The following is a 25128-nucleotide window of genomic DNA, read 5'->3' as shown; positions in this document are numbered from 1 at the left end:
CAGACCCGTGATCCTCCCGTGACCACCGGGACCGACGAGCGGAGACCGTGCGATGGCGCAGGTGCACCCGTCCGGCCGCGGTCCCGCCTGCGCCGTCCCGCGCCGCGCCAAGGCGTCGGTCCGCGCCCTGCTCGCGATGCTGCTCACCGCGCTGGTCGTCGTCGGTGCCGTCCCGTACGTGGCCGGGCCGGGGCGGGCCTACCTCAGCTACCTGGTGCTGGCCGAGCAGGAGGACGCCGCCGGGGCCGCCCGGGCCGGGGCCGAGGCGCGTGCCGCGGGCGGGCAGGTCGTCCAGGAGTACCCGCAGATCGGGGCCGTGCTCGCGTACGCGACCGGTGGCTTCGCCGACAAGGTCCGGGGCCGGCCCGGGGTGGCCGCCGTCGGTGCCACCCGGACCGCACCGGTGCCGGGCCCGCCCCGGCCGCTGGCCGGCGCCGGGGACTTCGGTGCCGGTGCCGGCGACAGCGCGGACCGGGCGGACGTCGATGCGGACGGCGGACGGCCGGGTGGCGGCAGCGCGGACGGCGGGGACGACGCCTCCGTCACCGTGCCGGACCCGGGCGAACACGATGCCTGGAATCTCGCCCTGCTCGGCGCGGCCGGCGCCTCGCCCACCCTGCTGCGCGGTCCGGCCGCCGACCCCGGCAGGCCCTCCGCCGACGCGCTGCGCCGGGTGCTGGTCGCGGTGCTCGACTCAGGCGTCGACGACACCCACCCCGACCTGCGCGCCGCGGTCGACCCGAAGAGCTCGGCCTCCTGCGCGGACGGCCGCCCCGACGGGCGGACCGGCGTCTGGCGGCCCGACCCGGGGATCGGCGAGAGCGGCCACGGCACCCACGTCGCCGGGATCGTCGGGGCCGCCCGCGACGGCCGCGGGGTCGCCGGGGTCGCCCCCGGCGTCCGGATCGCGGCGGTCCGGCTGCTCGGCCCGCTCGGCCAGTACTACGCGGAGAACATCGTCTGCGGCATGCTCTGGGCCGCCGACCACGGCGCCAAGGCGATCAACAACAGCTACTTCGCGGACCCGTGGAAGTACAACTGCCCCGAGGACCGGGACCAGGCCGCGCTGATCACCGCCGTGGCCCGGGCCTCCGGGTACGCCCAGCGCCGGGGCGCGGTGGTGGTGGCCTCGGCCGGGAACGACAGCCAGGACCTCGGGGCCGCCAGGACCGACGACCGCAGTCCCAACGACCGCACCTCAGGACCGGCGCAGTCCCGGTACGTCGGCACCGAGTGCGTTCGGCTGCCCGGTGAACTGCCCGGCGTGGTCACGGTCACCGCCGTGAACCGGGACGGCCAGCCGTCCGCCTACTCCAACTACGGGCGTGGAAAGGTCTCGCTGGCCGCCCCGGGGGGAGACCCGGACGGCGGCCCGCAGGGGGCGATCGTCTCCGACTGGCCCGGCGGCCGGTACGCCGCGCTGGCCGGCACCTCGATGGCGGCGGCGCACGTCACCGGCGCGGTCGCGGTGGCCGCGGCGCTGCACCCGGACTGGGGCTCGGACCGGCTCGCCGCGCTGCTGGCCGGCGCCGCGGCGGCCGCCTGTCCGCCCGGCCCGCGGGCCTGCGGCGACCGGCAGTACTACGGCGCGGGGACGCTGGCGCTGCCGCACTGAGCCGCCCCTGCCGGGCGACCGCGAACGCCCGGCAGGGGGGCGGAAAACCCGGTGACAGGTGGGGCACGATCGGCGACGATCGGGGGCATGACCGTCTTCCTGACCACCGAGCGGCTGGTGCTGCGCCGCTTCACCGGGGCCGACGTGGACCACCTGGTGGAGCTGGACGGCGACCCCGAGGTGATGCGGTACCTCACCGGCGGCCGGGCCACCCCGCGCGAGGTGGTCGAGCGCGAGGTGCTGCCGCGCTTTCTCGACCACTACGAGCGGTACGGCACGCTCGGCTGGTGGGCCGCCGAGGAGCGGGTGGGCGGTGCCTTTCTCGGCTGGTTCGAGTTCCGGCCGACCGGCACGGAGGACCGGGGCGAGGTCGAACTCGGCTATCGGCTGCGCCGGTCGGCCTGGGGGCGGGGCTACGCCACGGAAGGCGCGCGGGCGCTGGTCCGCCGGGGCTTCGAGGAGCTCGGTGTGCGCCGGGTGGTCGCGTACACGATGACGGTCAACAGTGGTTCGCGGCGGGTGATGGCGAAGGCCGGGCTCTCCTGTGTGCGGACCTTCCACGAGGACCACCCCGAGCCGATTCCCGGCAGCGAGCTGGGCGAGGTCGAGTACGCGCTGGAGGCGGCGGGCTGGAGGCCCTGAGGCCGCCTCGGCCGCGGCGCCCCGGCCCGGGTCCGGGATACTGGTGGCCATGAGGCTGACGGAGTTCTGGCGACGGATGTACGCGCACTTCGGTGAGGCGTACGCGGAGTCCTTCGCCTCTGATCATGTGATGAGCGAGCTGGGCGGGCGGACGATCCGGCAGGCGCTGGACGCGGGCTGGGAGGCCAAGGACGTCTGGCGTGTGGTCTGTGACACCCAGGGAGTCTCGTCGCTGCTGCGCTGAGCCGGTGCCCGGTGCTCGGGCGGGCGACGGCGATGGGCCAGACTGTTCGAGTGACAAGCAGTGCAGAACAGCAGAATTCGGACAGGTTGACGCAGGTCGTCGACGAGGCCCCGGGCCCGCAGCCCGCACCGCCGCAGCCCGAGCCGTTGCAGCCCGCGCCGCCGCTGTCCCCGGACGCGGGCGGCGGGCTCTGGGGCGCCGGGATGCCGCGCTGGCTGCCCCGGGCGATGGTGCTGGCGCTGGTCCTGGTCGGGCTGTTCCAGCTCGCCGACTGGGCCTTCCACCAGCTGATCGACCTCTTCGTGATGCTGCTGGTCTCCTTCTTCCTCTCGCTGGCGCTGGAGCCGGCCGTGGACCGGATGGCGGCCCGGGGTGTGCGGCGCGGCATCGGCACCTTCCTGGTCTTCGTCGCGGTCGTGGTCGCCGTGGCCGGATTCCTGACCGCGCTCGGGACCCTGCTGGTCGATCAGGTGGCGAAGATCGCCGGGGACCTGCCGCATCTGCTCGACAATCTGATCAACTGGATCAACAAGACCTTCCATCAGGACCTGTCGCTGGACGAGCTGCAGAAGAAGCTGCTCAAGGACTCCGGCGCCATCGAGAGCTACGCCCAGCAGGCCGCCGACAACGTCTGGGGCGTCTCCTCCACCCTGATCGGCGGGCTGTTCCAGGCCTTCACGGTCGGCCTCTTCACCTTCTACTTCACCGCCGAGGGCCCCAGGGTGCGCCGGACGGTCTGCTCGATGCTGCCGCCCGCCAAGCAGGGCGAGGTGCTGCGGGCCTGGGAGATCGCGCTGGCCAAGACCGGCGGCTACCTGTACTCGCGCGCGCTGCTCGCGGTCGCGTCGGCGCTGGCGCACTGGGTGATGTTCGCGCTGCTGGACCTGCCGTACTCGGTCGCGCTGGCGATCTGGGTCGGCGTCATGTCCCAGTTCGTGCCCACCATCGGCACCTATCTGGCCGGTGCGCTGCCGGTGCTGGTCGCGCTCACCGTGGAGCCGGTGGACGCGCTCTGGGTGCTGGCGTTCGTGGTGGTCTACCAGCAGATCGAGAACTACCTGCTGCACCCGAGGATCACCGCGAAGACGGTGGACGTGCACCCGGCCGTGGCGTTCGGCGCGGTGATCGCGGGCGCGGCGCTGCTCGGTGCCGTCGGCGCGCTGATCGCCATTCCGGCGGCGGCCACCCTGCAGGGCTTCGTCGGCACCTATGTGCGCCGGTACGAGGTCGCCACCGACCCGCGGATCGACCGGGGGGAGCAGCGACGCGCCCGGCGGGAGCTGCGCCGGAAGGCGGCGAGCCGGTTGCGGCGGATGGTCGGGGCGGGCGAGCAGCAGAACGGAACCGCAGGTCGGGGGCGGGGCGACGAAGGCGAGGAGGGGTAGCGGGGGGCGGCCGGGCGGCTTGTGCGAACGAATCCCGCTTGAATCGAACAGATGTTCTTTGTACTCTCCGGCGAAGAGTTTTCCACAGGCGGAGCCCGGTCTGGGCCGATTGTCGGTGGGACGCGCTAGCGTCGAGAACGATGAAGCGCACAGCACAGAACCCGAGGGTGGAAGCCATGGCAGGTACGGACCGCGAGAAGGCTCTTGAGACCGCGCTCGCCCAGATCGAGCGGCAGTTCGGCAAGGGCTCGGTGATGCGCCTGGGCGAGAAGGCCAACGAGCCGATCGACGTGATCCCCACCGGGTCCACCGCCCTGGACGTCGCCCTCGGGGTCGGCGGCATCCCGCGCGGCCGGGTGGTCGAGATCTACGGCCCCGAGTCCTCCGGCAAGACCACGCTGACCCTGCACCTGGCGGCCAACGCCCAGCGGGCCGGCGGCACGGTCGCGTTCGTGGACGCGGAGCACGCGCTCGACCCGGAGTACGCGAAGAAGCTCGGTGTGGACACCGACGCCCTGCTGGTCAGCCAGCCGGACACGGGTGAGCAGGCCCTGGAGATCACCGACATGCTGATCCGCTCCGGCGCGATCGACCTGGTGATCATCGACTCCGTCGCGGCGCTCGTCCCGCGTGCGGAGATCGAGGGCGAGATGGGTGACTCGCACGTCGGTCTGCAGGCCCGACTGATGAGCCAGGCGCTGCGCAAGATCGCCGGTGCGCTGAACCAGTCGAACACCACCGCGGTGTTCATCAACCAGCTCCGCGAGAAGATCGGCGTCATGTTCGGCTCGCCGGAGACCACGACCGGTGGCCGGGCGCTGAAGTTCTACGCCTCCGTCCGCCTGGACATCCGCCGGATCGAGACCCTCAAGGACGGCACCGAGGCGGTCGGTAACCGCACGCGCGTCAAGGTCGTCAAGAACAAGGTCGCCGCGCCGTTCAAGCAGGCCGAGTTCGACATCCTCTACGGCGTGGGCATCAGCCGCGAGGGCGGTCTGATCGACATGGGCGTCGAGCACGGCTTCATCCGCAAGTCGGGTGCCTGGTACACCTACGAGGGCGACCAGCTCGGCCAGGGCAAGGAGAACGCCCGTAACTTCCTGCGGGACAATCCCCAGCTCGCCGACGAGATCGAGAAGAAGATCAAGAGCAAGCTCGGTATCGGCCCGAAGACGGAGGAGCCGGCCGAGGGCGAGGCGCCGGCCGCCGCCGAGAGCGGGGCCAAGCCGATCACCGCGACCGTCACCAAGACGGCCGCGGCGAAGAAGACGGCGGCGGCCGCCAAGGCCTGAACCGTTGACACAGCACAACACGGTGACGGGCGACGGCCCGGCGGGCCCGGACGACGACTACGGGCCGCCGGACTGGTTCGCCGCGGTGGCCGAGCCGGAGCCGGACCCAGGGAGGGAACCGGAGCCGGAGCGGGCCTCCCGGCGGGCGCCGTCGCGGCGGGCCGGCCGGGCGCCGGGCCAGGCGGCACGTGGCCCGGAGACGGGCCCTGGGCCGATGGACGCCGTGGGGGGCGGGCTCGGGCTGGTGTCCGCGTCGGACCTGCCCACGGGCCGGCGCCGACGCCGTTCGGCGCTGGAGGAGGAGGCAGCCCCCGGTCGCCGGGCCGGGGGAGAGGCGGCCGGTCACGGGGGTGCGGCCGCCTCCTCCTCCGACACCGGGCCGCGCGCGCGTCGGGCCCGCACCCGGGCGGAACGCGATGAGCGCGACGGCCGCGACGAACGTACCGGTCTCGACGATCGTGACGGCCGCGATGACGCCCCGGAGCCCGGGGCGGCCCGGCGGACGAAGCCGGCCAAGCGGTCCGGACAGCCCGGGAGGTCCGGGGCGGAGGAGACGGCCGACCCCGAGGCCCGGGCCCGGGACATCTGCCTGCGGCTGCTCACCGGTGCGGCCAAGACCCGCAAGCAGCTCGCCGACGCCCTGCGCAAGCGGGAGATCCCGGACGAGGTCGCCGACGGGGTGCTGACCCGGCTGGAAGAGGTCGGGCTGATCGACGACGCGGTCTTCGCCCAGGCCTGGGTGGAGTCCCGGCACGCCGTCCGCGGTCTCTCCCGGCGCGCGCTGGCCCAGGAGCTGCGGACCAAGGGGGTGGCCGGCGACCTGGTCGAGCAGGCCGTCGCGCAGCTCGACCAGGACGACGAGGAGGACGCGGCCCGGGCCCTGGTCGAACGCAGACTGCGGGTGACCAGAGGCCTGGAGCGGCAGGCCCGGATGCGCCGACTGGTCGGCATGCTGGCCCGGCGCGGCTACTCCGAGGGGCTTGCCTACCGGGTGGTCCGGGAGGTGCTGGACGAGGAGGAGTCCGGCGAGGACGGCATGGACGGTCCGTCCGGCGAGGAGTGGGAGTGATCACGCCGTTGTGCCGGAGTTGGCCAACTCCCAGGCCAGTATTGACCGTTTCGTAACCCGCGCTTAGCCTCGCACTCAGTGTGGGAGCACCCCGATCACACCTCGGCCACGCCTCGGGCAGGCCTGTCCGAGGCCCGGTCGCGGGCGGTTCCGGGCGGCGTGCCGCGCAGGGACGGGGAGTGGGCAGGATGAGGATCGCGGTGAGCACCGGATCGGTAGCCTCCCTGCTGCTGGCGGGCGTCCTGATCGTCGTCGTGGTGTCGGCCTGGCTGATGGTCCGGCGCCTCCAGGCCGTACAGCGGCGCTCCACCGCCGAGACGGAGCGGACCCGGCGCTGGGCCGAGGAGCAGGCCGCCCGGCAGCGGGCCGAACTCGACCGCCGGGAAGAGCGGTTGACCGAGGAGCTGGGCCGGCTTCGCGTACAGGAGGGCGAACTCGCCCAGCGGTCCGTCGACTTGGAGCGCGCCCGGAGCGAGGCCATCGAACTGGTGGCACATCGGGCGAGGGCGCTGGAACGGGCGGCCGGGCTGTCGGCCGAGCAGGCCCGGGCCGAACTCGTCCGGGAGGCCGAGACCGAGGCGCGGCGGGAGGCGGCCGTCACCGTCCGGGAGATCGAGCGCGCGGCCAAGGAGGAGGGCGAGCGACTGGCCCGGGGGATCGTCGCCGGGGCGATCCAGCGGCTGGCCGGCGAGCAGACCGCCGAGACGGCGGTGTCGGTGTTCCGGCTGCCGAACGAGGAGATGAAGGGCCGGATCATCGGCCGCGAAGGCCGCAACATCCGGGCCTTCGAATCCGTCACCGGCGTCAATCTGATCGTCGATGACACCCCGGCCTCGGTACAGCTCTCCTGCTTCGACCCCGTCCGCCGGGAGACCGCCAGGCTCACCCTGGAACAGCTGGTCGAGGATGGCCGGATCCATCCGCTGCGGATCGAGCACGTCCACGAGCGCAGCCGTGAGGAGGTGGCGCGGCGTTGTGTGCGGGCCGGTGAGGACGCCCTCCTGGCCGTGCGGATCGACGGCATGCACCCGGAGCTGGTCCGGACCCTCGGCACGCTGCGCTACCGGGCCTCGTACGGCCAGAACGTGCTCGGGCACCTGGTCGAGTCCGCGCACCTGGCCGGGATGATGGCCGCCGAACTCGGGGTGGCCCCGGAGCCGGTGCGGCGCTCGGCGCTGCTGCACGACATCGGCAAGGCCCTGACGCACGAGGTCGAGGGCAGCCATGCGGCGGTCGGGGCGGAGTTCGCCCGTCGGCACGGGGAGTCGGCGGAGGTGGTGCACGCGATCGCGGCGCACCACGGAGAGGTGGAGCCGCGGACGGTGGAGGCGGTGCTGACCCAGGCCGCCGACGCCTGTTCGGGCGGTCGGCCGGGGGCGCGCAAGGAGTCGGCGGAGGTCTATGTGCGCCGGCTGGAGCGGCTGGAGGAGATCGCCCGGGCACACGAGGGGGTGGCCGCGGTGTACGCGATGCAGGCCGGCCGCGAGGTGCGGGTGATGGTGCGGCCGGAGGTGGTGGACGACCTCGGGGCACAGGTGATCGCCCGCGAGGTCGCCAAGCAGGTGGCGGAGGAGCTGACCTACCCGGGACAGATCCGGGTGACGGTGGTCCGGGAGAGCCGGGTCACCGAAGTGGCCCGCTGAGGCCGGACCGGTCGGGTCGGACGCCGGGCCCCGCGGAGGTGGCCCGGCTACGCGAGTCCGCCCGGGCGCCGGACGGACCGGACGGCACCGTGCGGGGTGGGCTGCGGGGTGGGCTGGGGCGAAGCCTGCGGGGCGGACCGAGGCCCGGGCCCAGGGGCCTGCTCCGGGCCCGGCTCCGGGTCGGGGGCGCCGGGGAGCGGCGCCGGGCCGCCCCGGGCCCGGTCGGCCAGCGCCTGGAGGTCCTCGGCCGCCGCGCCCTGGGTGATCCCGACCAGGTGGCCGTCCGGCCGGATCAGCAGCACGGTGTGCGGGCCCGCGCCCGGGTACTCCTCGGTGACCAGTACCTCGGCCGGCACCGGCAGCGCCGCGGCGACCTCGGCGAGCCGGGGCATCAGCCCGGCGCCCAGCCAGTGTTCGGCGGACCAGACGGCGGTGCCGGGGGCGACGAGCAGCAGCAGGAAGGTCGCGCCGAGCCGGGCGTGCAGCTGGTCGGGGGTGCCGTCGGTGGAGAGCACCGGCAGGTCAGGGACGAGCACGCCGGGCGCGGTGGTGGGCAGCAGCTCGCTGAGTGAGGTCGTCCCGCGCGTGCCGCGCTGCACCGGCACCCGGGCGGGGACACCGGAGGGGGCCGCCGGGTAGGCGGGGGCGCCGCCGAAGCGGCCGGTGCCCAGCTGGCCGTCGGCGAGCAGCGGCGCGTGCTTGCGGAACGATCCGGTGAGCAGCGACCGCCGGGTCTGCTGCCAGCCGCGCAGCGGGCGCAGCATCGGCATGGCCTGGTCGACTGCGCGCAGCCGGGCACCGACCGCGCCGCGCCGCTCGGCCTCGTACCCGTCGAGCAGTGAGCCGCCGGGCTGGGGGCCGCCGGAGTGGAGGTGCCAGGCGAGGGCGAGCCGCCAGGCGAGGTTGTCGGCGTCGCGCAGCCCGTCGGCGAGGTTCTGCATGCCGAGGGCGCCGTGCAGGTGGGCGGCGTCGCCGGCGAGGAAACAGCGGCCGCTGCGGAAGCGGGCGGCGAGGCGCTGCTGGGCGGTGTGGTCGGCGGCGGCGAGCAGCTCGTACCGGGGCAGTTCGCCGCACCAGCCGGTGAGGGTGGAGGTCACCCGGGTGAGCAGGGTGTCCCCGGTGACGATGCCGGGCCAGGTGGCGTGCGGGTCCACCGGTTCGGTGGCGGCGGGCCGGCCGGGGGGCAGCCGCCAGTCGAGGCGCCAGACGCCGTCCGGCAGCGGGCGGGCGGAGGCCTCGCGGTCGCCGCGCCACGGGGGTTCGCGGTGCAGCCGGGCCTCGTTGAAGGGGAGGTCCACGCGGACGGTGGCGATGGCGTTGCGGTCGACGGCCGGGCGTCCGGGGAAGCGGATCCTCAGCAGCTTGCGGACCGCGGAGCGGGCGCCGTCGCAGCCGACCAGGTGGCTGCCGCGCCACCAGGTCTCGGTGCCGTTCTGCGGGTTGCGGGTGCGGACGCTGACACCGTCGCGGTCCTGTTCGAGTTCGGTCACCCGGTTCAGCGGGACGAGGCGGACCAGCGGGGTGCCGGTCAGGGCGTCGCGCAGGCCGCGCTGGAGGCGGTGCTGCGGCAGGTGCAGGACGGGGGTGCCGGCGAGGTCGATCCGGAGTACCTCCTGGCGGCGGCGCCAGATGGTGAAGGCGTCCCACTGGGCGGCGTCGGAGACGGCCCTCGGGTAACCGATCCGGGTCAGGAAGGCGGCGGTGTCGGCGCCGAGGACGACGCTGCGCGGACCCTCGGGACAGAGCCCCGAACCCTCGTCCAGGACTATCGTCGGCACCTCGTGCCGGGCGAGCGCGAGGGCCAGGGCCAGACCGACCGGTCCGGCCCCGACCACGATCACCGGGTCCATGCCGGGACCTCCGGGCGGGGGCGGGCCGGCGGGGCGGCGTCATACGCGGTGACCCGCCCGTTCGCGGCCGGGCGTCCGGAACCGGCGGGGCGCTCGGGACCCGACACGCACACTCCTCGCTCTGGCGCTCCTGCGTCGTCTGTCGCTCGTCGCTTTCCGCGTCGGCGCGCCCTCTGGCGCAGAGCGAGGATGGTCCCGGATGGTGTCACGAAGAGCAATGCAACAGTTCACCTGCGTGTCCGTCAAGCAGCAGCCGATGTGCGCCGGTTCGCGCCGCGGCGGCCGCGCGCTTCGATCCACCGGGCGAGCGCGGTGAGCAGCAGGCACATCGCGATGTAGATCGGCCCGATCACCAGGACGACGGGGATGTAGGGGAAGCCCGCGGCGTTGATCGGCTGACTGGCGATCGCCTTACCGACGAACAGCAGCTCGTGGTAGGTGATGATGAAGCCGAGCGAGGTGTCCTTCAGGGTGACGACCAGCTGCCCGATCATCGACGGCAGCATCGAGCGCACCGCCTGCGGCACCAGGATGGTGGTCATCACCTGGGTCTTGCGCAGGCCGAGCGCGTACGCGGCCTCGCCCTGGCCGCGCGGGACGGCGTTGACGCCGGTACGGATGATCTCGGCCTGCACGGAGCCGTTGTAGAGGGTGAGCCCGAGGACCAGGGCCCACATCGGCTCCTTGGCGAAGAAGGCGTAGTAGAGCGCGACGATCAGGATCAGCAGCGGCATCGCCCGGAAGAACTGGACGAAGGTGGTGGCCGCCCAGCGCACCGGCCGGTGGTCGGAGAGCCGGCCGGCCGCCAGGAGCGCGCCCAGCGCGAGCGAGAGCACCGCCGCCAGGGCGAAGGCCTCCAGGGTGGCCAGCAGTCCGTCGACGATCCGCTGCTGGACGGTGCTGTACTCGAACGCCTCCCAGAGCTGGGAGTCGAACTGGCCGTTCCCGGCGAGGCTCGCGATCACGTACCAGAGCAGGGCGGCGATGCCGGCCAGCGACAGCGCGCCGAACAGCCGGTACCGGGCGCGGGCCCGGGGGCCGGGGGCGTCGTAGAGGACGCCGGCCGTGGCGGAGCGGGTGAAGAGGGAGCTCATCGGGCCACCGCCAGTCGGTCTTCCAGGAAGCGGAACAGCAGGGCGACGGTGGCGCTGATCACCAGATAGGCGCAGGCCACCCAGAAGAAGATCGCGAAGATCGAGTAGCCGCGCTCGGAGAGCGTCTGCTGCACGCTGTACAGCTCGCTCACGCTGAACGCGCCGGCGATCGCGGAGTTTCTCGGCAGGGCGATGAAGACGCTGCTCATCGGCGCCAGTACGGTCCGGGCGGCCTGCGGCAGGACGATCAGGGTGAGGGTCTGGCCGAAGGTCATGCCGAGGCTGCGGGCGGCCTCCGCCTGGCCGAGCGGCACGGTGTTGATGCCCGAGCGCAGCACCTCGCAGACGAAGGACGCGGTGTAGCCGCCCAGTGCCAGCACCGCGAAGGTGAGGTGGCTGAAGTGCACGCCGAGCGGTGGAAGCCCGAACTCGACGGCGAAGAACAGCAGGGTCAGCGGGGTGTTGCGGAAGAGCGTCACCCAGGCGGTGCCGAAGCCGCGCAGCGCCGGGACGGGGGAGACCCGGAAGGCCGCCAGCAGGGTGCCCAGCAGCAGGGCGAGCAGGGCGCTGAGCGCGCTCAGCTCGATCGTCTGCAGGAAACCGTCGCGGAACAGCGCGAAGTTGTCGTCCTCGAACAGTATGCCCATGTGGCGGCCCTCCTCTCAGGAGCGGTCAGGAACGGTCGGAAGCGACGGAGGGATCAGTACCGCTCCAGGGCCGGCGGCTGCGGGGCGGCCGAGCCGGAGAGGCCGAGGGTGGCGTCGTACGCCTTCTTCCAGTCGCCGTTGTCCTGGTGGGCCTTGAGGGCGTCGCTGATGGCCGCGCGCAGCACCGCGTCGTCCTTGTTCAGGCCGACGCCGTAGTTCTCCTTGGTGAACGGCTGGCCGACCACCTTGAGCTTGGGCGCGTACTTGGAGGCGTAGCCCTTGAGGATGGCGTCGTCGGTGGTGACGGCGTCGACCTCGCCGGACAGCAGCTTCTCCACGCAGGCGGAGTAGGTGTCGAACTGGGTGATCTTCGCGTTGTACGGCTGGATGTTCTTGATCGAGGTGGAGCCGGTGGCCGTGCAGACGTTCTTGCCGTTGACCGAGTCCGGGCCGGTGATGGCGGTGTTGTCCGCCTTCACCAGCAGGTCCTGCCCGGCGATGTAGTACGGGCCGGCGAAGGAGACCAGCTTCTTGCGCTCGTCGTTGATGCTGTAGGTGCCGACGTAGAAGTCGATCTGGTTCTTGGCGATGGCCGGCTCGCGCTGCGAGGAGACCAGCGTCTGCCACTTGATCTGCTGCGGGGTGAAGCCGAGGTCGGCGGCGACCATCTTGGCGATCTCGATGTCGAAGCCGCTGCGGTCACCGCTGGCGATGTCCTCGAAGCCGAGGAACGGCTGGTCGGACTTGGCGCCGATGATCAGCTGGCCGCGCTTCTTGGCCTCGGCGAAGACCGGCGAGCCGTCCAGCTTGGCGTCGGTCTTGACGGTGTAGGTGGGCAGCTTCGGGGCGTTGCTCGCGGTCGCGGCGGCGTCGCCGGGCGAGCCGTCCTTGCCGCAGGCGGTGGCGGTGAGCGCGATGGCACAGAGCGCGACGGCGAAGGTGCGACGAGTCCTCATGAGGGTGGATCTCCTCGGGCTGGGCCACGGTTCTACCGGGCGCTGGCGTCTGGACGGTGCATGCGACGGCGCGGGCGGGCGGCGCGCTTGCCGCCGCTGACCGCGCGTCAACTCGGAGCGGTCATCGGAACGGTCAGTGGTGCAGGATCTTCGAGAGGAAGTCCTTGGCGCGTTCGCTGCGGGGTGCGGTGAAGAAGGCCTCGGGGGTGTTCTGCTCGACGATCCGGCCGTCCGCCATGAAGAGCACGCGGTTGGCGGCGGACCGGGCGAAGCCCATCTCGTGGGTGACGACGACCATCGTCATGCCGTCCGCGGCCAGTTGGCGCATGACCTCCAGCACCTCGTTGATCATCTCCGGGTCGAGTGCCGAGGTGGGCTCGTCGAAGAGCATCACCTTGGGGTTCATCGCCAGCGCCCGGGCGATCGCCACGCGTTGCTGCTGGCCGCCGGAGAGCTGGGCCGGGTACTTGTCCGCCTGCGCGCCGACGCCGACCCGCTCCAGCAGGTCCCGGGCGGTCCGCACCGCCTGTTCGCGGGCGATCCCGCGGACCTTGACCTGGCCGAGCACCACGTTCTCCAGCACGGTCTTGTGCGCGAACAGGTTGAAGCTCTGGAAGACCATGCCGACCTCGGCCCGGAGCCTGGCCAGCTCCCGGCCCTCGGCGGGCAGCGGGCGGCCGTCGATGGTGATCGTGCCGGAGTCGATCGTCTCCAGCCGGTTGATCGTCCGGCAGAGGGTCGACTTGCCCGAGCCGGAGGGTCCGATCAGGACCACCACCTCGCCCTCGGTGATCTCCAGGTCGATGTCCTGGAGCACGTGCAGGGCGCCGAAGTGCTTGTTCACCCCGCTCAGCACCACCAGCGGAGCGGGCGTGGCGCTGGCGTCCTCGGTGGGGCCCTCGGTCATCGCGCCTGCTCCCTCGTGTCGGCCCGGAGAGCTGAACTCCCTTGGGCGGCAGTGGTGGTACGAAATCCGGGGGCCGCAGCCGGCGGAGCCGCGGCCCCCGGTGGGGTGACCATAGGAGCCCTGACGATGTCACGTCAGCCGATCTGAGCGGAACTTGAGGATCACGATCCGGCCACACGCCGGGCGGGCACTGTTCACGCGCGTCCGGTACGGGCACGGTGACAGCGGGCACCCGCCCCGCCGCGCGCCGTCCCGCGCGGTTCCGGACCGTGGCCGAGCCTGGCGCCGGACGGCCCGCTGGCCCATACTGCGCAGAACCGGGACCTGCCCGGTGGGGCCCGTGAACACCGCACGACACCCCTGGGAACACCGCACGACACCCCTGGAAACGTCGGAGGAAGGAGGAACGATGCGACTACTGCTCGTAGAGGACGACGAACGCGTGGCCGCCGCGCTGGTCGCGGTCCTGGGCCGGCACGGCTTCCAGGTCAGGCACGCCCGCAGCGGGCACGAGGCGCTCGACGCGCTGGTGCCGGACGGCCACGACCCGTACCGGGTGGTCCTGCTCGACCTCGGGCTGCCCGACCGCGACGGCTTCGAGGTGTGCAGCCGGATCCGGGCCGGCAGCGGCGTGCCGGTGATCATGGTGACCGCGCGAGCCGACATCCGCTCCCGGATCCACGGGCTCAACCTCGGCGCCGACGACTACGTCACCAAGCCGTACGACATGGGCGAACTGCTCGCCCGCATCCACGCCGTGGCCCGGCGCGGCGCCGCGCCCACCGCCGCCGCGGCCCCCGCGCCCGACACGGTGCCGCAGCAGCGCGGGCCGCTGGAGTCCCGCGGCATCCGGATCGACCGCGAGCGCCGCCGGGTCAGCGTGGACGGCCGCGACGTGCCGCTCACCCGCAAGGAGTTCGACCTGCTGGCGCTGCTCGCCCAGAGCCCCGGCGTGGTCTACCGGCGCGAGCAGATCTTCAGCGAGGTCTGGCGCAGCGGCTGGGAGGGCAACGGCCGCACCCTGGAGGTGCACATCGGCTCGCTGCGCACCAAGCTCGCCCTGCCCGGCCTGGTCGAGGCCGTCCGGGGCGTCGGCTACCGGCTGATCGCCGAGTCCCCGGCCTCCGCCGGGCAGCCGCCCCCGGCCCGCGCGGAGCGCTGACCGCACGTGCGCAACCGCCTGCTCGGCATCCTGCTCGCGCTGATGCTCTGCGTGCTGGCCGCCCTCGGGCTGCCGCTGGCCGCGGCGTTCGCCGCCGCCGAGCAGAGCCGGGTGCTGGTCGACCGGATCGACGACGCCGCCCGGTTCGCCCAGGACCTGCCCACCGCGGGCCCCTCGGCCCCGGAGACGGCCGTCAAGGGCGAGCCCGGGCCGGCGCCGGGCGAGCTCGGCCGGCGGCACGCGCTGGACGCCGAGGTGGCCCGCTACCACGAGCTGTACGGGGTGAGGCTGGGCATCTTCCAGCGTGACGGCGTCCCCATCGCCGCCGCCCCGGCGGACTGGCGGGTGCCCGCCGGCGGCTGGGGCGAGCAGGCCTTCCAGGAGGCGCTGGACGGGCGGCGCAGCCACAACCCGCGGCAGGTCTGGCCGTGGACCACCGACGGGACGCTGACCATCGCCGCCCCGGTGGTCCGGGACGGCGACGTGGTGGCGGTGGTGCTCAGCGAGTCCCCGACCGGCCCGATGCGCGCCCGGGTGCTGCACAGCTGGCTGGTGATCGGGGCCGGCGAGGCGGCCGCGATGATCGTCGCGGTGCTGCTGGCCGTACGCCTCACCGAGTGGGTGCTGCGCCCCGTCCGCACCCTCGACCGGGCCACCCACTCCATCGCCACCGGCCGGATGGCCGCCCGGGTGGCACCCGGCGGCGGACCGCCCGAGCTCCAGCGTCTCGCCCGGTCGTTCAACGAGATGGCCGACCATGTGGTGCTCGCCCTGGACCAGCAGAAGGCCTTCGTCGCGGACGCCTCGCACCAGCTGCGCAACCCGTTGGCGGCGCTGATGCTGCGGGTCGAGCTGCTGGGCATGGAGCTGCCCGAGGGACACGAGGAGGAGCTCGGCGGGGTCCGGGAGGAGGGCACCCGGCTCGCCCGGGTGCTGGACGACCTGCTCGGGCTGGCCACCGCCGAGCACGCCCGCCCCGAGCCCGAGCCGACCGATCTGGCCGCGCTCACCCTGGCCCGGGTGGACGCCTGGCGGCCGGTGGCGGTGCGGCGCGGGATCGAACTCGGCTGGGAGGGGCCGGCGCTGGCACTCGGCATGGCCGACCCGATCGGCTTCGGCAGCGCGCTGGACGCGGTGCTGGACAACGCGCTGAAGTTCGGGCCGGCCGGCAGCCGGGTGCGGCTGCTGGTCGCGGTGCAGCGCAAGGAGATCGCGGTGACCGTCTCGGACAACGGGCCCGGCCTCACCGAGGAGGAGCTGTCCCGGGCCGGCGACCGGTTCTGGCGCAGTGCGCGCCATCAGAACGTGGACGGCTCCGGCCTCGGCCTCTCCATCGCCCGCACCCTGCTGCAGGCCGGCGGCGGCTCGCTCACCTTCGCCCCGGTGAAGCCGACCGGCCTCGCGGTGACCCTGGCGGTGCCGCGGCCGGAGAAGGGCCGGGCGTAGCACCCCTGTCCCGCGGTTTCCCGGGCCTCAGGGCTTCAGGGCTTCACCGAGCGGTAGTAGCGCATCGCGCCCTCGTGCAGCGGGAGCGGGTCGGTGTAGACGGCGGTGCGCAGATCGACCAGCTGGGCGGCGTGGACCTTGGCGCCGATCTGGTCCCGGCTGTCTATCACCGCCCTGGTCATGCCCTGGACCAGATCGGTGTCCACATCGTCCCGGGTGATCAGCAGGTTGGGCACGGCCACGGTGGCGACGGCGTCCGCCGGTTCGGCGCCGGGGTAGGTGCCCTTGGGGATGGTGGCGGCCCGGTAGGCGTCGGTGCCGCCGCCCGGGACCTGGTGGACGGCCTCGGCGAGGTCGCCGAGCGGCACGATCCTGATCGGTGTGTGCTCCGAGAGATCGGTGAGCGCGCTGGTCGGCAGGCCGCCGGACCAGAAGAAGGCGTCCAGCCGGCCCGCCCGCAGCTCGTCGACCGCGTCGCCGATGCCCAGCATGGCGGGCTTGATGTCGTGGTCCGGGTCGAGCCCGGCCGAGGAGAGCAGCCGCCTGGTCACCAGGTTCACCCCGGACAGCGACTGGCCGACGCCGACCCGCAGGCCCTTCAGGTCGGCGGCCCGGTGCACCGGCGAGGAGGCCGGCACGATCAGCTGGAAATAGTCGTCGTAGAGCCGGGCGATGGCCCGCAGCCGCTCCTTGCCGGGGCCGGAGTACTGGGCGACGGCGTCGGCGGTGGCGATGGCGAAGTCGTCCTGGCCACCGGTCACCCGGGCGAGGTTGTCGAGCGAGCCCTGCGAGTTGTCCAGCCGCAGCCGTACCCCCGGCATCGCCTTGGCGATGTGCGTCTGCAACAGCTGCCCGTACCGGTCGTACACGCCGCGCTGCACCCCGGTGGCGAAGCCCGTCTCGCCGCGCGGATAGGAGGGCGAGCGGCCGGTCGAGAGCCACCAGCCGCCGAGCCCCGCGGCCACCAGCACCAGGACCAGCACGGTCCGCCAGAGCGGGCTGTGCGCCGCCGCGCGGACGGCGGTGCCGAGTCGGTGCGGAGAGCTGGGGGCCATGCAGGGATAGTGCCAGTCCGCCGGGGCGAACGGGAGGGGCGACCGGCGGGGAAAGCGTTTCGCGGCTGCCCGTACCCTGGTCTGGTGAGCGGTGAGAGCGGATTGAAGAGCTACAAGGTCGTCACGTACGGCTGCCAGATGAACGTCCACGACTCCGAGCGCCTGTCCGGGCTGCTGGAGGACGCCGGGTACGTGAAGGCCGGGCAGGACGGCGACCCCGACCTGGTCGTGTTCAACACCTGCGCGGTGCGCGAGAACGCCGACAACAAGCTGTACGGCAACCTCGGGCAGCTGGCGCCGGTCAAGAGCCGCCACAAGGGCATGCAGATCGCCGTCGGCGGCTGCCTGGCACAGAAGGACCGCGACACCATCGTCCGCAAGGCCCCCTGGGTGGACGTGGTGTTCGGCACCCACAACATCGGGCACCTGCCCGCGCTGCTGGAGCGGGCCGCGATCGAGCGGAAGGCCCAGGTCGAGATCCTGGAGTCGCTGGAGACCTTCCCCTCCACCCTGCCCACCCGCCGCGAGTCCGCGTACGCCGCGTGGGTCGCCATCTCGGTCGGCTGCAACAACACCTGCACCTTCTGCATCGTGCCCGCGCTGCGCGGCAAGGAGGAGGACCGCCGCCCCGGCGACGTCCTCGCCGAGATCGAGGCGCTGGTCGGCGAGGGCGTCATCGAGGTGACCCTGCTCGGCCAGAACGTCAACGCCTACGGCTCAGACCTGGGCGACCGCGAGGCCTTCTCCAAGCTGCTGCGCGCCGCCGGGCAGATCGAGGGCCTGGAGCGGATCCGCTTCACCTCGCCGCACCCGCGCGACTTCACCGACGACGTGATCGCCGCGATGGCCGAGACCCCGAACGTGATGCACCAGCTGCACATGCCGCTGCAGTCCGGCTCGGACACCGTGCTCAAGGCGATGCGCCGCTCCTACCGGCAGGAGCGCTTCCTCGGCATCATCCGGAAGGTGCGCGAGGCGATGCCGGACGCGGCCATCTCCACCGACATCATCGTGGGCTTCCCCGGCGAGACCGAGGAGGACTTCGAGCAGACCCTGCACACGGTCCGCGAGGCCCGCTTCACCAACGCCTTCACCTTCCAGTACTCCAAGCGCCCCGGCACCCCGGCCGCCGAGATGGCCGACCAGGTGCCGAAGGCCGTCGTGCAGGCCCGCTACGACCGGCTGATCGCGCTCCAGGAGGAGATCTCCTGGGAGGAGAACAAGAAGCAGGTCGGCCGCACCCTGGAGATCCTGGTCGCCGAGGGCGAGGGCAAGAAGGACGACCGGACCGACCGGCTCTCCGGCCGCGCGCCCGACAACCGGCTGGTCCACTTCACCCGGCCCGCCGAGCCGGTGCGCCCCGGCGACATGGTGACCGTCGAGATCACCTACGCCGCCCCGCACCACCTGCTCGCCGAGGGCCCGACGCTCGCGGTGCGCCGCACCCGGGCGGGGGACGCCTGGGAGAAGCGCCAGGCGGCACCCGCCGCCAAGCCCGCGGGAGTGATGCTCGGCCTGCCGACCATCGGCGCCCCCGCGGCGCCGGCCGCCGCCCCGGCGGGCGGCTGCTGCGGCGACTGACCATGGCCCAGGGCGGCCCGGCGGGATCGGTGATCCCGCCGGGCCGCTTTCGTTAGAGTGATCCGCATGCTGGTAGCCGCCGCCGTTTGCCCCTGTCCGCCGCTGCTCGTCCCGGAGGTCGCCGCCGGGGCGGCCGCCGAACTGGAGCCGCTGCGCGCCGCCTGCGACGAGGCGGTGGCGGCACTGCTCGGGGCCGGGCCGGACCTGGTCGTGGTGGTCGGCACCGGGCCGGAGGCCGAGGTGTGGACGGAGGGCGGGGCCGGCTCCTTCCACCGCTACGGGGTGCCGCTGGTGGCCAGGCTGCCGTCCGGCCGGGTCGAGGGGCCGGAGCTGGCGCCCTCGCTGACCGTCGGCGCCTGGCTGCTGGAGCGGGCCGGGGCGGCCCTGCCGACGCACGCCTGCGCCGTGCCCGCCGACGCGCCCGCCGACCGGATGCTCGGGCTGGGCCAGGGCCTGGCCGGGCTGGCCGACCGGGTCGGACTGCTGGTGATGGGGGACGGCAGCGCCTGCCGTTCGGTGAAGGCGCCGGGCTACCTGGACGAGCGCGCCGAGGGCTTCGACGCGGCGCTCGCGGAGGCGCTGGGCTCGGCCGACCTGGCCGCGCTGGCCGCCGTGGACCAGGGGCTGGCCGCCGAGCTGCGGGCCGAGGGCCGGGCCCCCTGGCAGGTGCTGGCCGGCGCCGCGGAGGGCGCCGGCCTCAAGGCACGGCTGGGCTACCAGGACGCGCCGTACGGCGTCGGGTACGTTGTGGCGTCCTGGGGCTGAGCCGTTCCGGCCGGGCACGACCGGCCGGAACGGGGTGACCGGAACGCGGGTCAGGCCGACGGGCCGCCGTTGCCCGGCTGCGGCTTGTGGGCGAAGTCGTCCACCGCGCCCTTGGCCTTGCTGGTGCCGGTCTCGATCTTCTCCGTGTACTTGCCCTTGGTGGCTTTGTCGATCGCGCCGCCGGCCTTGTCCACCACGTTGTCGATCTGCTCGCTGTGCTTGCCCGCCAGCTCGCTCGCCTTCTCCTTGAGCTCTCCGGCCTTGCCCTTGAGGTTGTCCATCAGACCCATGGCGTTCTCACCGTTCCTTTCTGTCTTCTGCTCAACGTCCGTCGCGGTCGAACCGTTCTCAACCGCAGACCTGGCCTTAGCCAGGCATATCGTCACCCAATAGGACCAGTCGGGCGGGGAGGTCAACGGCGCGGCGGCGGTTTTGCGAGACTGGTGCCGTGAGCAGCTCCCGTACCGTTCAGCCCCGTGTCGTCTCCGTGGTGGGCGCGACCGCCGCCGGCAAGTCCGACCTGGCCGTCGCCATCGCCCGCAGTCTCGACGGCGAAGTGATCAACACCGACTCGATGCAGCTCTACCGGGGCATGGACATCGGCACCGCCAAGCTCACCCGGGCCGAGCGCGACGGCGTCCCGCACCACCTGCTGGACATCTGGGACGTCACCGAGGCCGCCAGCGTCGCCGAGTACCAGCGGCTCGCCCGCGCCGAGATCGACCGGCTGCTCGCGGCCGGCCGCACCCCCGTCCTGGTCGGCGGCTCCGGGCTGTACGTCCGGGCGGCGATCGACGAGATGGACTTCCCCGGTACCGACCCGGCCGTCCGGGCCCGGCTGGAGGCCGAGCTGGAGCAGGCCGGCCCCTACGCGCTGCACCGGCGGCTGGCCGAGCTGGACCCGGCCGCCGCCGAGGCCATCCTGACCGGCAACGGCCGGCGGATCGTCCGGGCGCTGGAGGTCATCGAGATCACCGGGCAGCCGTTCACCGCCAACCTGCCGAGCAACACCGCCGTCTACGACGCGGTGCAGATCGGTGTCGCGGTGCCGCGGCCCGAACTGGACGAGCGGATCACCCTGCGGGTGGACCGGATGTGGGAGGCCGGACTGCTGGACGAGGTGCGGGCACTGGAGCGGCTCGGCCTGCGCGAGGGGCGCACGGCCTCCCGGGCGCTCGGGTACCAGCAGGTGCTGGACCACTTCGCCGGAGAGTGCACCGAGGACGAGGCCCGCGCCGAGACCGTCCGGGCGACCAAGCGGTTCGCCCGCCGCCAGGAGTCCTGGTTCCGCAGGGACGGCCGGATCCACTGGCTCTCCCGCCCGGCCGGTGCCGACCCGGCCGAGCTGCTGGCGGATTCGCTGGAGCTGATCGAACGTCAGGAAAAGGACGGCGCGTAGGCGGTATCCGGCCAATCCGGCGGTGCACCTGCGCGCGCAGGCGGGCGTGCAGAACGAACCGGCGGTTACGGCCCGATCACGTGATGGCCACGGATCACCCGATGGCCCCGGTCAGGCCCGGAACGCTCCCCTGGACATGCCATCATCGATGCCATAAGGGCCGGTCCGCGAGGGCCGGTCGCGTCCGGCCGCGAGTCCGCACTCGTGTCGAACTGTCAGGGGAGGCCGCGTGTCGACGGGTACCGGCCCCGAATCCGGGCAGAGCGGGAGCGCCACCGCCGAGGCCGACGGCCCCGACGCCTCGACCCTGCCGGACCTGCCCGTGCTGGCGGGCCTCGACGCCCCCACCTCCTACGCGGTCGCGCTGCCCGCGCTGGACACCCGCACCCCCTCCGGCGCGGTGCACGAGCGGGAGATCCGCCCGCGCCGCCGGCTGCGCTGGTGGCAGACGCTGCCGATCGCGCTGCTGGCCACCGTCGGCTCGCTGATGTTCGCCTTCCCGCTCGCCTTCGGCTCCGGCGGAACCGGCTCCGCGATGGTCGGGATGCTCGGGATGCTGCTCACCGCCGCCTCGGTCGGCTGGGGGGCGATGGCCGCCCGGCACGCCGGGTACAAGTGGCCGGGCCTGCCGCGCCGCGGCTCCGGCGAACGGGCCGGATGGAAGGCGATCGTGATCTACACCCTGATCGCGCTGGCCGCCTGCGCGCTCGCCCTGTGGCGGGTCGTCCACCTGCGCTGAGGCCTGCCGGGGCCGTCCGGCCGGTCGTCCGGTCCGCCCTACGGGCCCGGCCGGTGCCCTGCGCGGTGGCTCAGTACCATCGGGAGGGTGAGCGAATCCTCCCAGCAGCCCGTTGGCCTCCTCTTTCTCAAGGGGCACGGCACCCAGAACGACTTCGTCATCCTCCCGGACCCGGACGGCCGGCTGGCGATCGGCCCCGAGGCCGTCGCCGCGCTCTGCGACCGCCGGGCCGGTATCGGCGGTGACGGGCTGCTGCGGGTGGTGCGCTCCGCCGCCGACCCGGCCGCCGCGGACCAGGCCGACCGGGCCGAGTGGTTCATGGACTACCGCAACTCCGACGGCAGCATCGCCGAGATGTGCGGCAACGGCGTGCGGGTCTTCGCCCGCTACCTGGTCGAGGCCGGGCTGGCCGAGCCGGGCGAACTGACGGTGGCGACCCGGGCCGGCGTGCGGCGGGTCAGGGTGGCCGAGGCCGCCGAGGACGGTACGCCCGGCGACGTCACCGTGGAGATGGGGCGCGCGGTGCTGCCCGGACCGGACGGGATCGAGGTCGCGGTCGGCGAGCGGCGCTGGCCGGCCCGCAACGTCAACATGGGCAACCCGCACGCGGTGGCCTTCGTGGCGAGCCTGGACCACGCCGGCGACCTGCTGACCGCGCCGCTGACCAGCCCCGAGGGGGTCTACCCGGAGGGCGTCAACGTCGAGTTCGTGGTGGACCGCGGACCGCGCCACGTCGCGATGCGGGTGCACGAGCGCGGCTCCGGCGAGACCCGCTCGTGCGGCACCGGCGCCTGCGCCGTCGCGGTGGCCGCGGCCCGTCGGGACGGCGCCGACCCGGCGGTCACCGGAGAGACCGTCAGCTACACGGTGGATGTGCCGGGCGGCCGGCTGGTGATCGCCGAACACCCGGACGGCCGGGTGGAGATGACCGGACCCGCGGTGATCGTGGCCAGCGGCCGGCTCGACCCGGGGTGGCTCGGCGTGCTCCGGGGCTGAGCCCTTCGGGGGCGGGCGTTTTGCCCAATTCGGGCGGTGCTGAATCCCCCCGTTCGGGTGATCCGGCTGACGGACAGGAAGCAGCGCACCGCGGAACGTGCTCTGCTCGGTAGCATGGACCACCGGGTCGGCCAAGGCTCCGGTGACCGCTGCCGGAGGTGCCGATGACCATCGAAGCCGGGCAGCCCCTGGCGGGGCAGCCGACATCCGCACGGCAGGCCGGGCCCAAGCGGCCCCTCGGCGGACTCGGCCGGGCCGCACTCGGCCGGGCCGGGCGCGCCGCCCTGCTGGCCACCGACCGCCCGCCCGTCCCCGATGCGCTCGAACCGCTGGTGCAGGCACACCGGCGCCACCATCCGCAGGCCGACCTCGGCCTGCTCGGCCGGGCCTACCGGCTCGCCGAGGCGAGCCACCGCGGCCAGAAGCGCAAGAGCGGCGAGCCGTACATCACCCACCCGCTGGCCGTCACCATGATCCTGGCCCAACTCGGCGCCGGGACAACCACCTTGGTCGCCTCGCTGCTCCACGACACGGTCGAGGACACCGAGTTGACGCTCGACCAGGTGAGCGAAGGCTTCGGCCCCGAAGTCGCCTATCTGGTCGACGGGGTGACGAAACTGGAGAAGGTCGACTTCGGTGCGGCGGCCGAGGCCGAGACCTTCCGCAAGATGCTGGTCGCCACCGGGGACGACGTCCGGGTGATGGTCGTCAAGCTCGCCGACCGGCTGCACAACATGCGCACCATCCGGCACATGAAGCCGGCCAGCCAGGTGCGGATCGCCAAGGTCACCCGGGACGTGCTGATCCCGCTGGCCGAACGGCTCGGCATCCAGGTGCTCAAGGCCGAGCTGGAGGACATCGTCTTCGCCACCCTGCACCCCGAGGAGTACGCCCGGGCCCGGGCCCTGGTGGCCGGCCACGAGGCCGAACCGGACGCCCTGCTCGCCCCGTTCGCCCGTACGCTGGCCCGTCAGCTCGCCGAGACCGGGGTGGCCGCCGAGGTCACCGTGCGCCCCCGGCACCTGGTCTCGCTGCACCGGGTGCTGCTCAAGCGGGCCGCCGCGCGGGGCCGGGACGGGCGGCCGCAGGGGGCGCAGCCCGCCGACTTCGGGCGGCTGCTGGTGGTGGTCGAGGAGAACGCGGACTGCTACGCGGTGCTCGGCGAGCTGCACACCTGCTGGACGCCGCTGCCGGGCGAGTTCAAGGACTTCGTGGCGGCGCCCAAGTTCAACCTGTACCAGTCGCTGCACACCGCCGTGGCGCTCGACGGCGGTGCGGTGGTCGAGGTGCTGGTCCGCACCCGGCGGATGCACGAGGTCGCGGAGACCGGGGTGGTGGCCCTCGGCGATCCCAAGCAGCCCGGCGCGGCGGCGGTCGGCGGGGGGCCGTCCGCTGCCGGACCGTCCGGTGCCGGGGCGTCCGGCACGAGGCCGTCCGGCGCCGGGGCCGGGAGCGATGAGCTGGACCGCACCGATCCGGCCCGGCCCGGCTGGCTCAGCCGGCTGCTCGAGTGGCAGCAGGAGACGCCCGACCCGGACGCCTTCTGGTCGGCGCTCACCGCCGACCTCGCCGGCGACCGCGAGATCACCGTGGTCACCGAGACCGGCGAAACGCTTCAGCTGAGGGCCGGCGCCAGCTGTGTGGACGCCGCCTACCTGCTCGGCGAGGAGACCGGCCACCGGTGCATCGGCGCCCGGGTCAACGGGCGGCTCACCGCGCTGTCCACCGTGCTGCAGGACGGCGACCTGCTCGCCGTGCTCACCGAGAACGGCCCGCGGGCCGCCGAGCCGTCCGGACCGGCGCCCGAGTGGCTGGCGCACGCCCGGACCCCCGCCGCCCGGCTGGCCATCGAACGCTGGCTGGCCGGCCACCCCACGCGCCTGCCGGTGGTGCGCACCGGGCCCTCCGCCGGGCAGCCCGCGCCGCCCGCGCACCGGGTCGCCGAGCGCGGCACCGCCCCGGTGGCGGTGGAGGGCCGGCCCGGGGCGCCGGTCCGGCTGGCCCGCTGCTGCACGCCCGTTCCGCCGGACGAGGTCAGCGGCTTCCCGATCCGGGGCGGCGCGGTCGCCGTCCACCGCACCGGCTGCCCGGCGGGGGAGCGGATGCGGGCGGCCGGGCGGGGCGTCCTGGAGATCCACTGGCAGCCCGGCGGAATCCCGGCCTCCGGGTACCGGGTCACCCTGCGGGCCGAGGCGCTGAACCGGCCCCGGCTGCTCGCCGACCTCACCGCGGCGATCTCCGGCGAGGGCGTCGGAATCGTCTCGGCCGAGGTCGAGCCGCCGCAGGAGCTGCGGGTCCGGCACACCTACACCGTCGAGCTGCCCGAGCCGGCCGTGCTGCCCGCCGTGATGCGGGCGATGCTGAGGGTCTCCGGGGTGTACGACGTCAGCCGCCCGCACGCACCCGAGGGAGGAGGCGCCGTACGTGCCCCGGCGCGCGCGCCGGAGTCGGCCAGGGCGCGTGAGGCGGGAAATAAGGATGACCCGCCCGCACCGGGCGTGCGACCATCATGGGGAATGCACGGCCGGTCCGCGGCGTTGACTGGGCACACGAGCCCCAGTGCCACCCGCGGCCCTGAGGGGTAGCTCACACCTCGCCCGAGCGGTAGACGGGGCGGCAGCTGGGCAGACTCCGAGTGCGA

22 protein-coding genes are annotated in these 25128 nt (G+C 73.7%); 15 read left to right on the top strand and 7 right to left on the bottom strand.

Translation table 11 applies throughout. From position 1 onward, the window contains the following. Positions 1 to 52: 52 nt before the first annotated feature. The 7 genes from AB0P06_RS21540 to rny all read left to right on the top strand — a co-directional run bounded on the left by AB0P06_RS21540 (position 53) and on the right by rny (position 7890). Positions 53 to 1615, top strand: a complete 1563-nt coding sequence (locus tag AB0P06_RS21540) for a S8 family serine peptidase (RefSeq protein ID WP_363609607.1) — start codon at positions 53 to 55, stop codon at positions 1613 to 1615. 87 nt (positions 1616 to 1702) lie between these two features. Next, a complete protein-coding gene (locus AB0P06_RS21535; RefSeq protein ID WP_363609605.1) occupies positions 1703 to 2257 on the top strand; it encodes a GNAT family N-acetyltransferase in 555 nt (184 codons plus the stop codon). A 49-nt stretch (positions 2258 to 2306) separates the two neighbouring features. Then, positions 2307 to 2501 (top strand): DUF3046 domain-containing protein, encoded by a 195-nt coding sequence (locus AB0P06_RS21530; RefSeq protein ID WP_363609603.1) that lies wholly within the window; start codon positions 2307 to 2309, stop codon positions 2499 to 2501. Positions 2502 to 2587: 86 nt separating this feature from the next. Further along, positions 2588 to 3886, top strand: coding sequence for an AI-2E family transporter (locus AB0P06_RS21525; protein WP_363609602.1), 1299 nt, complete (start codon positions 2588 to 2590; stop codon positions 3884 to 3886). A 176-nt stretch (positions 3887 to 4062) separates the two neighbouring features. Next, positions 4063 to 5178 carry a recombinase RecA gene (gene recA / locus AB0P06_RS21520; RefSeq protein WP_363609600.1) on the top strand — a complete coding sequence of 372 codons (1116 nt, stop codon included), beginning with the start codon at positions 4063 to 4065 and terminating at the stop codon, positions 5176 to 5178. A gap of 214 nt (positions 5179 to 5392) precedes the next feature. Next, positions 5393 to 6247: a recombination regulator RecX gene (gene recX / locus AB0P06_RS21515; RefSeq protein ID WP_363609634.1), complete on the top strand. Its 855-nt coding sequence runs from the start codon at positions 5393 to 5395 to the stop codon at positions 6245 to 6247. A 188-nt stretch (positions 6248 to 6435) separates the two neighbouring features. Next, positions 6436 to 7890 carry a ribonuclease Y gene (gene rny / locus AB0P06_RS21510; RefSeq protein WP_363609598.1) on the top strand — a complete coding sequence of 485 codons (1455 nt, stop codon included), beginning with the start codon at positions 6436 to 6438 and terminating at the stop codon, positions 7888 to 7890. 47 nt (positions 7891 to 7937) lie between these two features. Here the strand turns inward: rny and AB0P06_RS21505 are convergent, their stop codons facing one another. The 5 genes from AB0P06_RS21505 to AB0P06_RS21485 all read right to left on the bottom strand — a co-directional run bounded on the left by AB0P06_RS21505 (position 7938) and on the right by AB0P06_RS21485 (position 13344). Then, positions 7938 to 9740 (bottom strand): FAD-dependent monooxygenase, encoded by a 1803-nt coding sequence (locus AB0P06_RS21505; RefSeq protein ID WP_363609596.1) that lies wholly within the window; start codon positions 9738 to 9740, stop codon positions 7938 to 7940. 242 nt (positions 9741 to 9982) lie between these two features. Then, entirely contained in the window at positions 9983 to 10834 is an 852-nt protein-coding gene (locus AB0P06_RS21500) for an amino acid ABC transporter permease (protein ID WP_363609594.1), read from the bottom strand. Further along, on the bottom strand, positions 10831 to 11481 hold the full coding sequence (locus AB0P06_RS21495; RefSeq protein ID WP_363609592.1) for an amino acid ABC transporter permease: 651 nt from the start codon (positions 11479 to 11481) through the stop codon (positions 10831 to 10833). The genes AB0P06_RS21500 and AB0P06_RS21495 overlap by 4 nt, the downstream gene beginning before the upstream one ends. A 53-nt stretch (positions 11482 to 11534) precedes the next feature. After that, positions 11535 to 12437: a glutamate ABC transporter substrate-binding protein gene (locus tag AB0P06_RS21490; protein ID WP_363609590.1), complete on the bottom strand. Its 903-nt coding sequence runs from the start codon at positions 12435 to 12437 to the stop codon at positions 11535 to 11537. Positions 12438 to 12570: 133 nt separating this feature from the next. Then, positions 12571 to 13344, bottom strand: a complete 774-nt coding sequence (locus AB0P06_RS21485) for an amino acid ABC transporter ATP-binding protein (protein ID WP_363609588.1) — start codon at positions 13342 to 13344, stop codon at positions 12571 to 12573. Positions 13345 to 13753: 409 nt separating this feature from the next. Here AB0P06_RS21485 and AB0P06_RS21480 point away from each other — a divergent pair, with 409 nt between their 5' ends. Both AB0P06_RS21480 and AB0P06_RS21475 read left to right on the top strand, forming a co-directional pair. Continuing rightward, complete coding sequence (locus tag AB0P06_RS21480) at positions 13754 to 14506, top strand: response regulator transcription factor (RefSeq protein ID WP_363609586.1); 753 nt, start codon at positions 13754 to 13756, stop codon at positions 14504 to 14506. A 6-nt stretch (positions 14507 to 14512) separates the two neighbouring features. Beyond that, a complete protein-coding gene (locus tag AB0P06_RS21475) occupies positions 14513 to 15952 on the top strand; it encodes a HAMP domain-containing sensor histidine kinase (RefSeq protein WP_363609584.1) in 1440 nt (479 codons plus the stop codon). A gap of 35 nt (positions 15953 to 15987) precedes the next feature. Here AB0P06_RS21475 and AB0P06_RS21470 read toward each other — a convergent pair whose 3' ends face one another. Next, complete coding sequence (locus AB0P06_RS21470) at positions 15988 to 17007, bottom strand: TAXI family TRAP transporter solute-binding subunit (protein WP_363609582.1); 1020 nt, start codon at positions 17005 to 17007, stop codon at positions 15988 to 15990. Between the two features lie 84 nt (positions 17008 to 17091). Here AB0P06_RS21470 and miaB point away from each other — a divergent pair, with 84 nt between their 5' ends. Next, positions 17092 to 18588 carry a tRNA (N6-isopentenyl adenosine(37)-C2)-methylthiotransferase MiaB gene (gene miaB / locus AB0P06_RS21465; protein ID WP_363609580.1) on the top strand — a complete coding sequence of 499 codons (1497 nt, stop codon included), beginning with the start codon at positions 17092 to 17094 and terminating at the stop codon, positions 18586 to 18588. Between the two features lie 66 nt (positions 18589 to 18654). Further along, positions 18655 to 19353, top strand: coding sequence for a class III extradiol dioxygenase subunit B-like domain-containing protein (locus AB0P06_RS21460; RefSeq protein ID WP_363609578.1), 699 nt, complete (start codon positions 18655 to 18657; stop codon positions 19351 to 19353). Between the two features lie 50 nt (positions 19354 to 19403). Here AB0P06_RS21460 and AB0P06_RS21455 read toward each other — a convergent pair whose 3' ends face one another. Beyond that, a complete protein-coding gene (locus AB0P06_RS21455) occupies positions 19404 to 19643 on the bottom strand; it encodes an antitoxin (protein ID WP_363609576.1) in 240 nt (79 codons plus the stop codon). 158 nt (positions 19644 to 19801) lie between these two features. Here AB0P06_RS21455 and miaA point away from each other — a divergent pair, with 158 nt between their 5' ends. From miaA to AB0P06_RS21435, 4 genes are all read left to right on the top strand, one after another. Continuing rightward, positions 19802 to 20752 (top strand): tRNA (adenosine(37)-N6)-dimethylallyltransferase MiaA, encoded by a 951-nt coding sequence (miaA, locus tag AB0P06_RS21450; RefSeq protein WP_363609574.1) that lies wholly within the window; start codon positions 19802 to 19804, stop codon positions 20750 to 20752. Positions 20753 to 20981: 229 nt separating this feature from the next. Next, positions 20982 to 21491, top strand: a complete 510-nt coding sequence (locus AB0P06_RS21445; protein WP_363609572.1) for a hypothetical protein — start codon at positions 20982 to 20984, stop codon at positions 21489 to 21491. Positions 21492 to 21578: 87 nt separating this feature from the next. Next, positions 21579 to 22487 carry a diaminopimelate epimerase gene (gene dapF, locus AB0P06_RS21440; RefSeq protein ID WP_363609570.1) on the top strand — a complete coding sequence of 303 codons (909 nt, stop codon included), beginning with the start codon at positions 21579 to 21581 and terminating at the stop codon, positions 22485 to 22487. A gap of 164 nt (positions 22488 to 22651) precedes the next feature. Continuing rightward, positions 22652 to 25072, top strand: a complete 2421-nt coding sequence (locus AB0P06_RS21435; protein ID WP_363609568.1) for an HD domain-containing protein — start codon at positions 22652 to 22654, stop codon at positions 25070 to 25072. Positions 25073 to 25128: the final 56 nt, after the last annotated feature.

The organism is Kitasatospora sp. NPDC088351 (genome assembly GCF_040685575.1).
GTDB lineage: Bacteria > Actinomycetota > Actinomycetes > Streptomycetales > Streptomycetaceae > Kitasatospora.
Note: the sequence above shows the minus strand (reverse complement) of the source record. Positions and strands in the feature narration are given on the sequence as shown.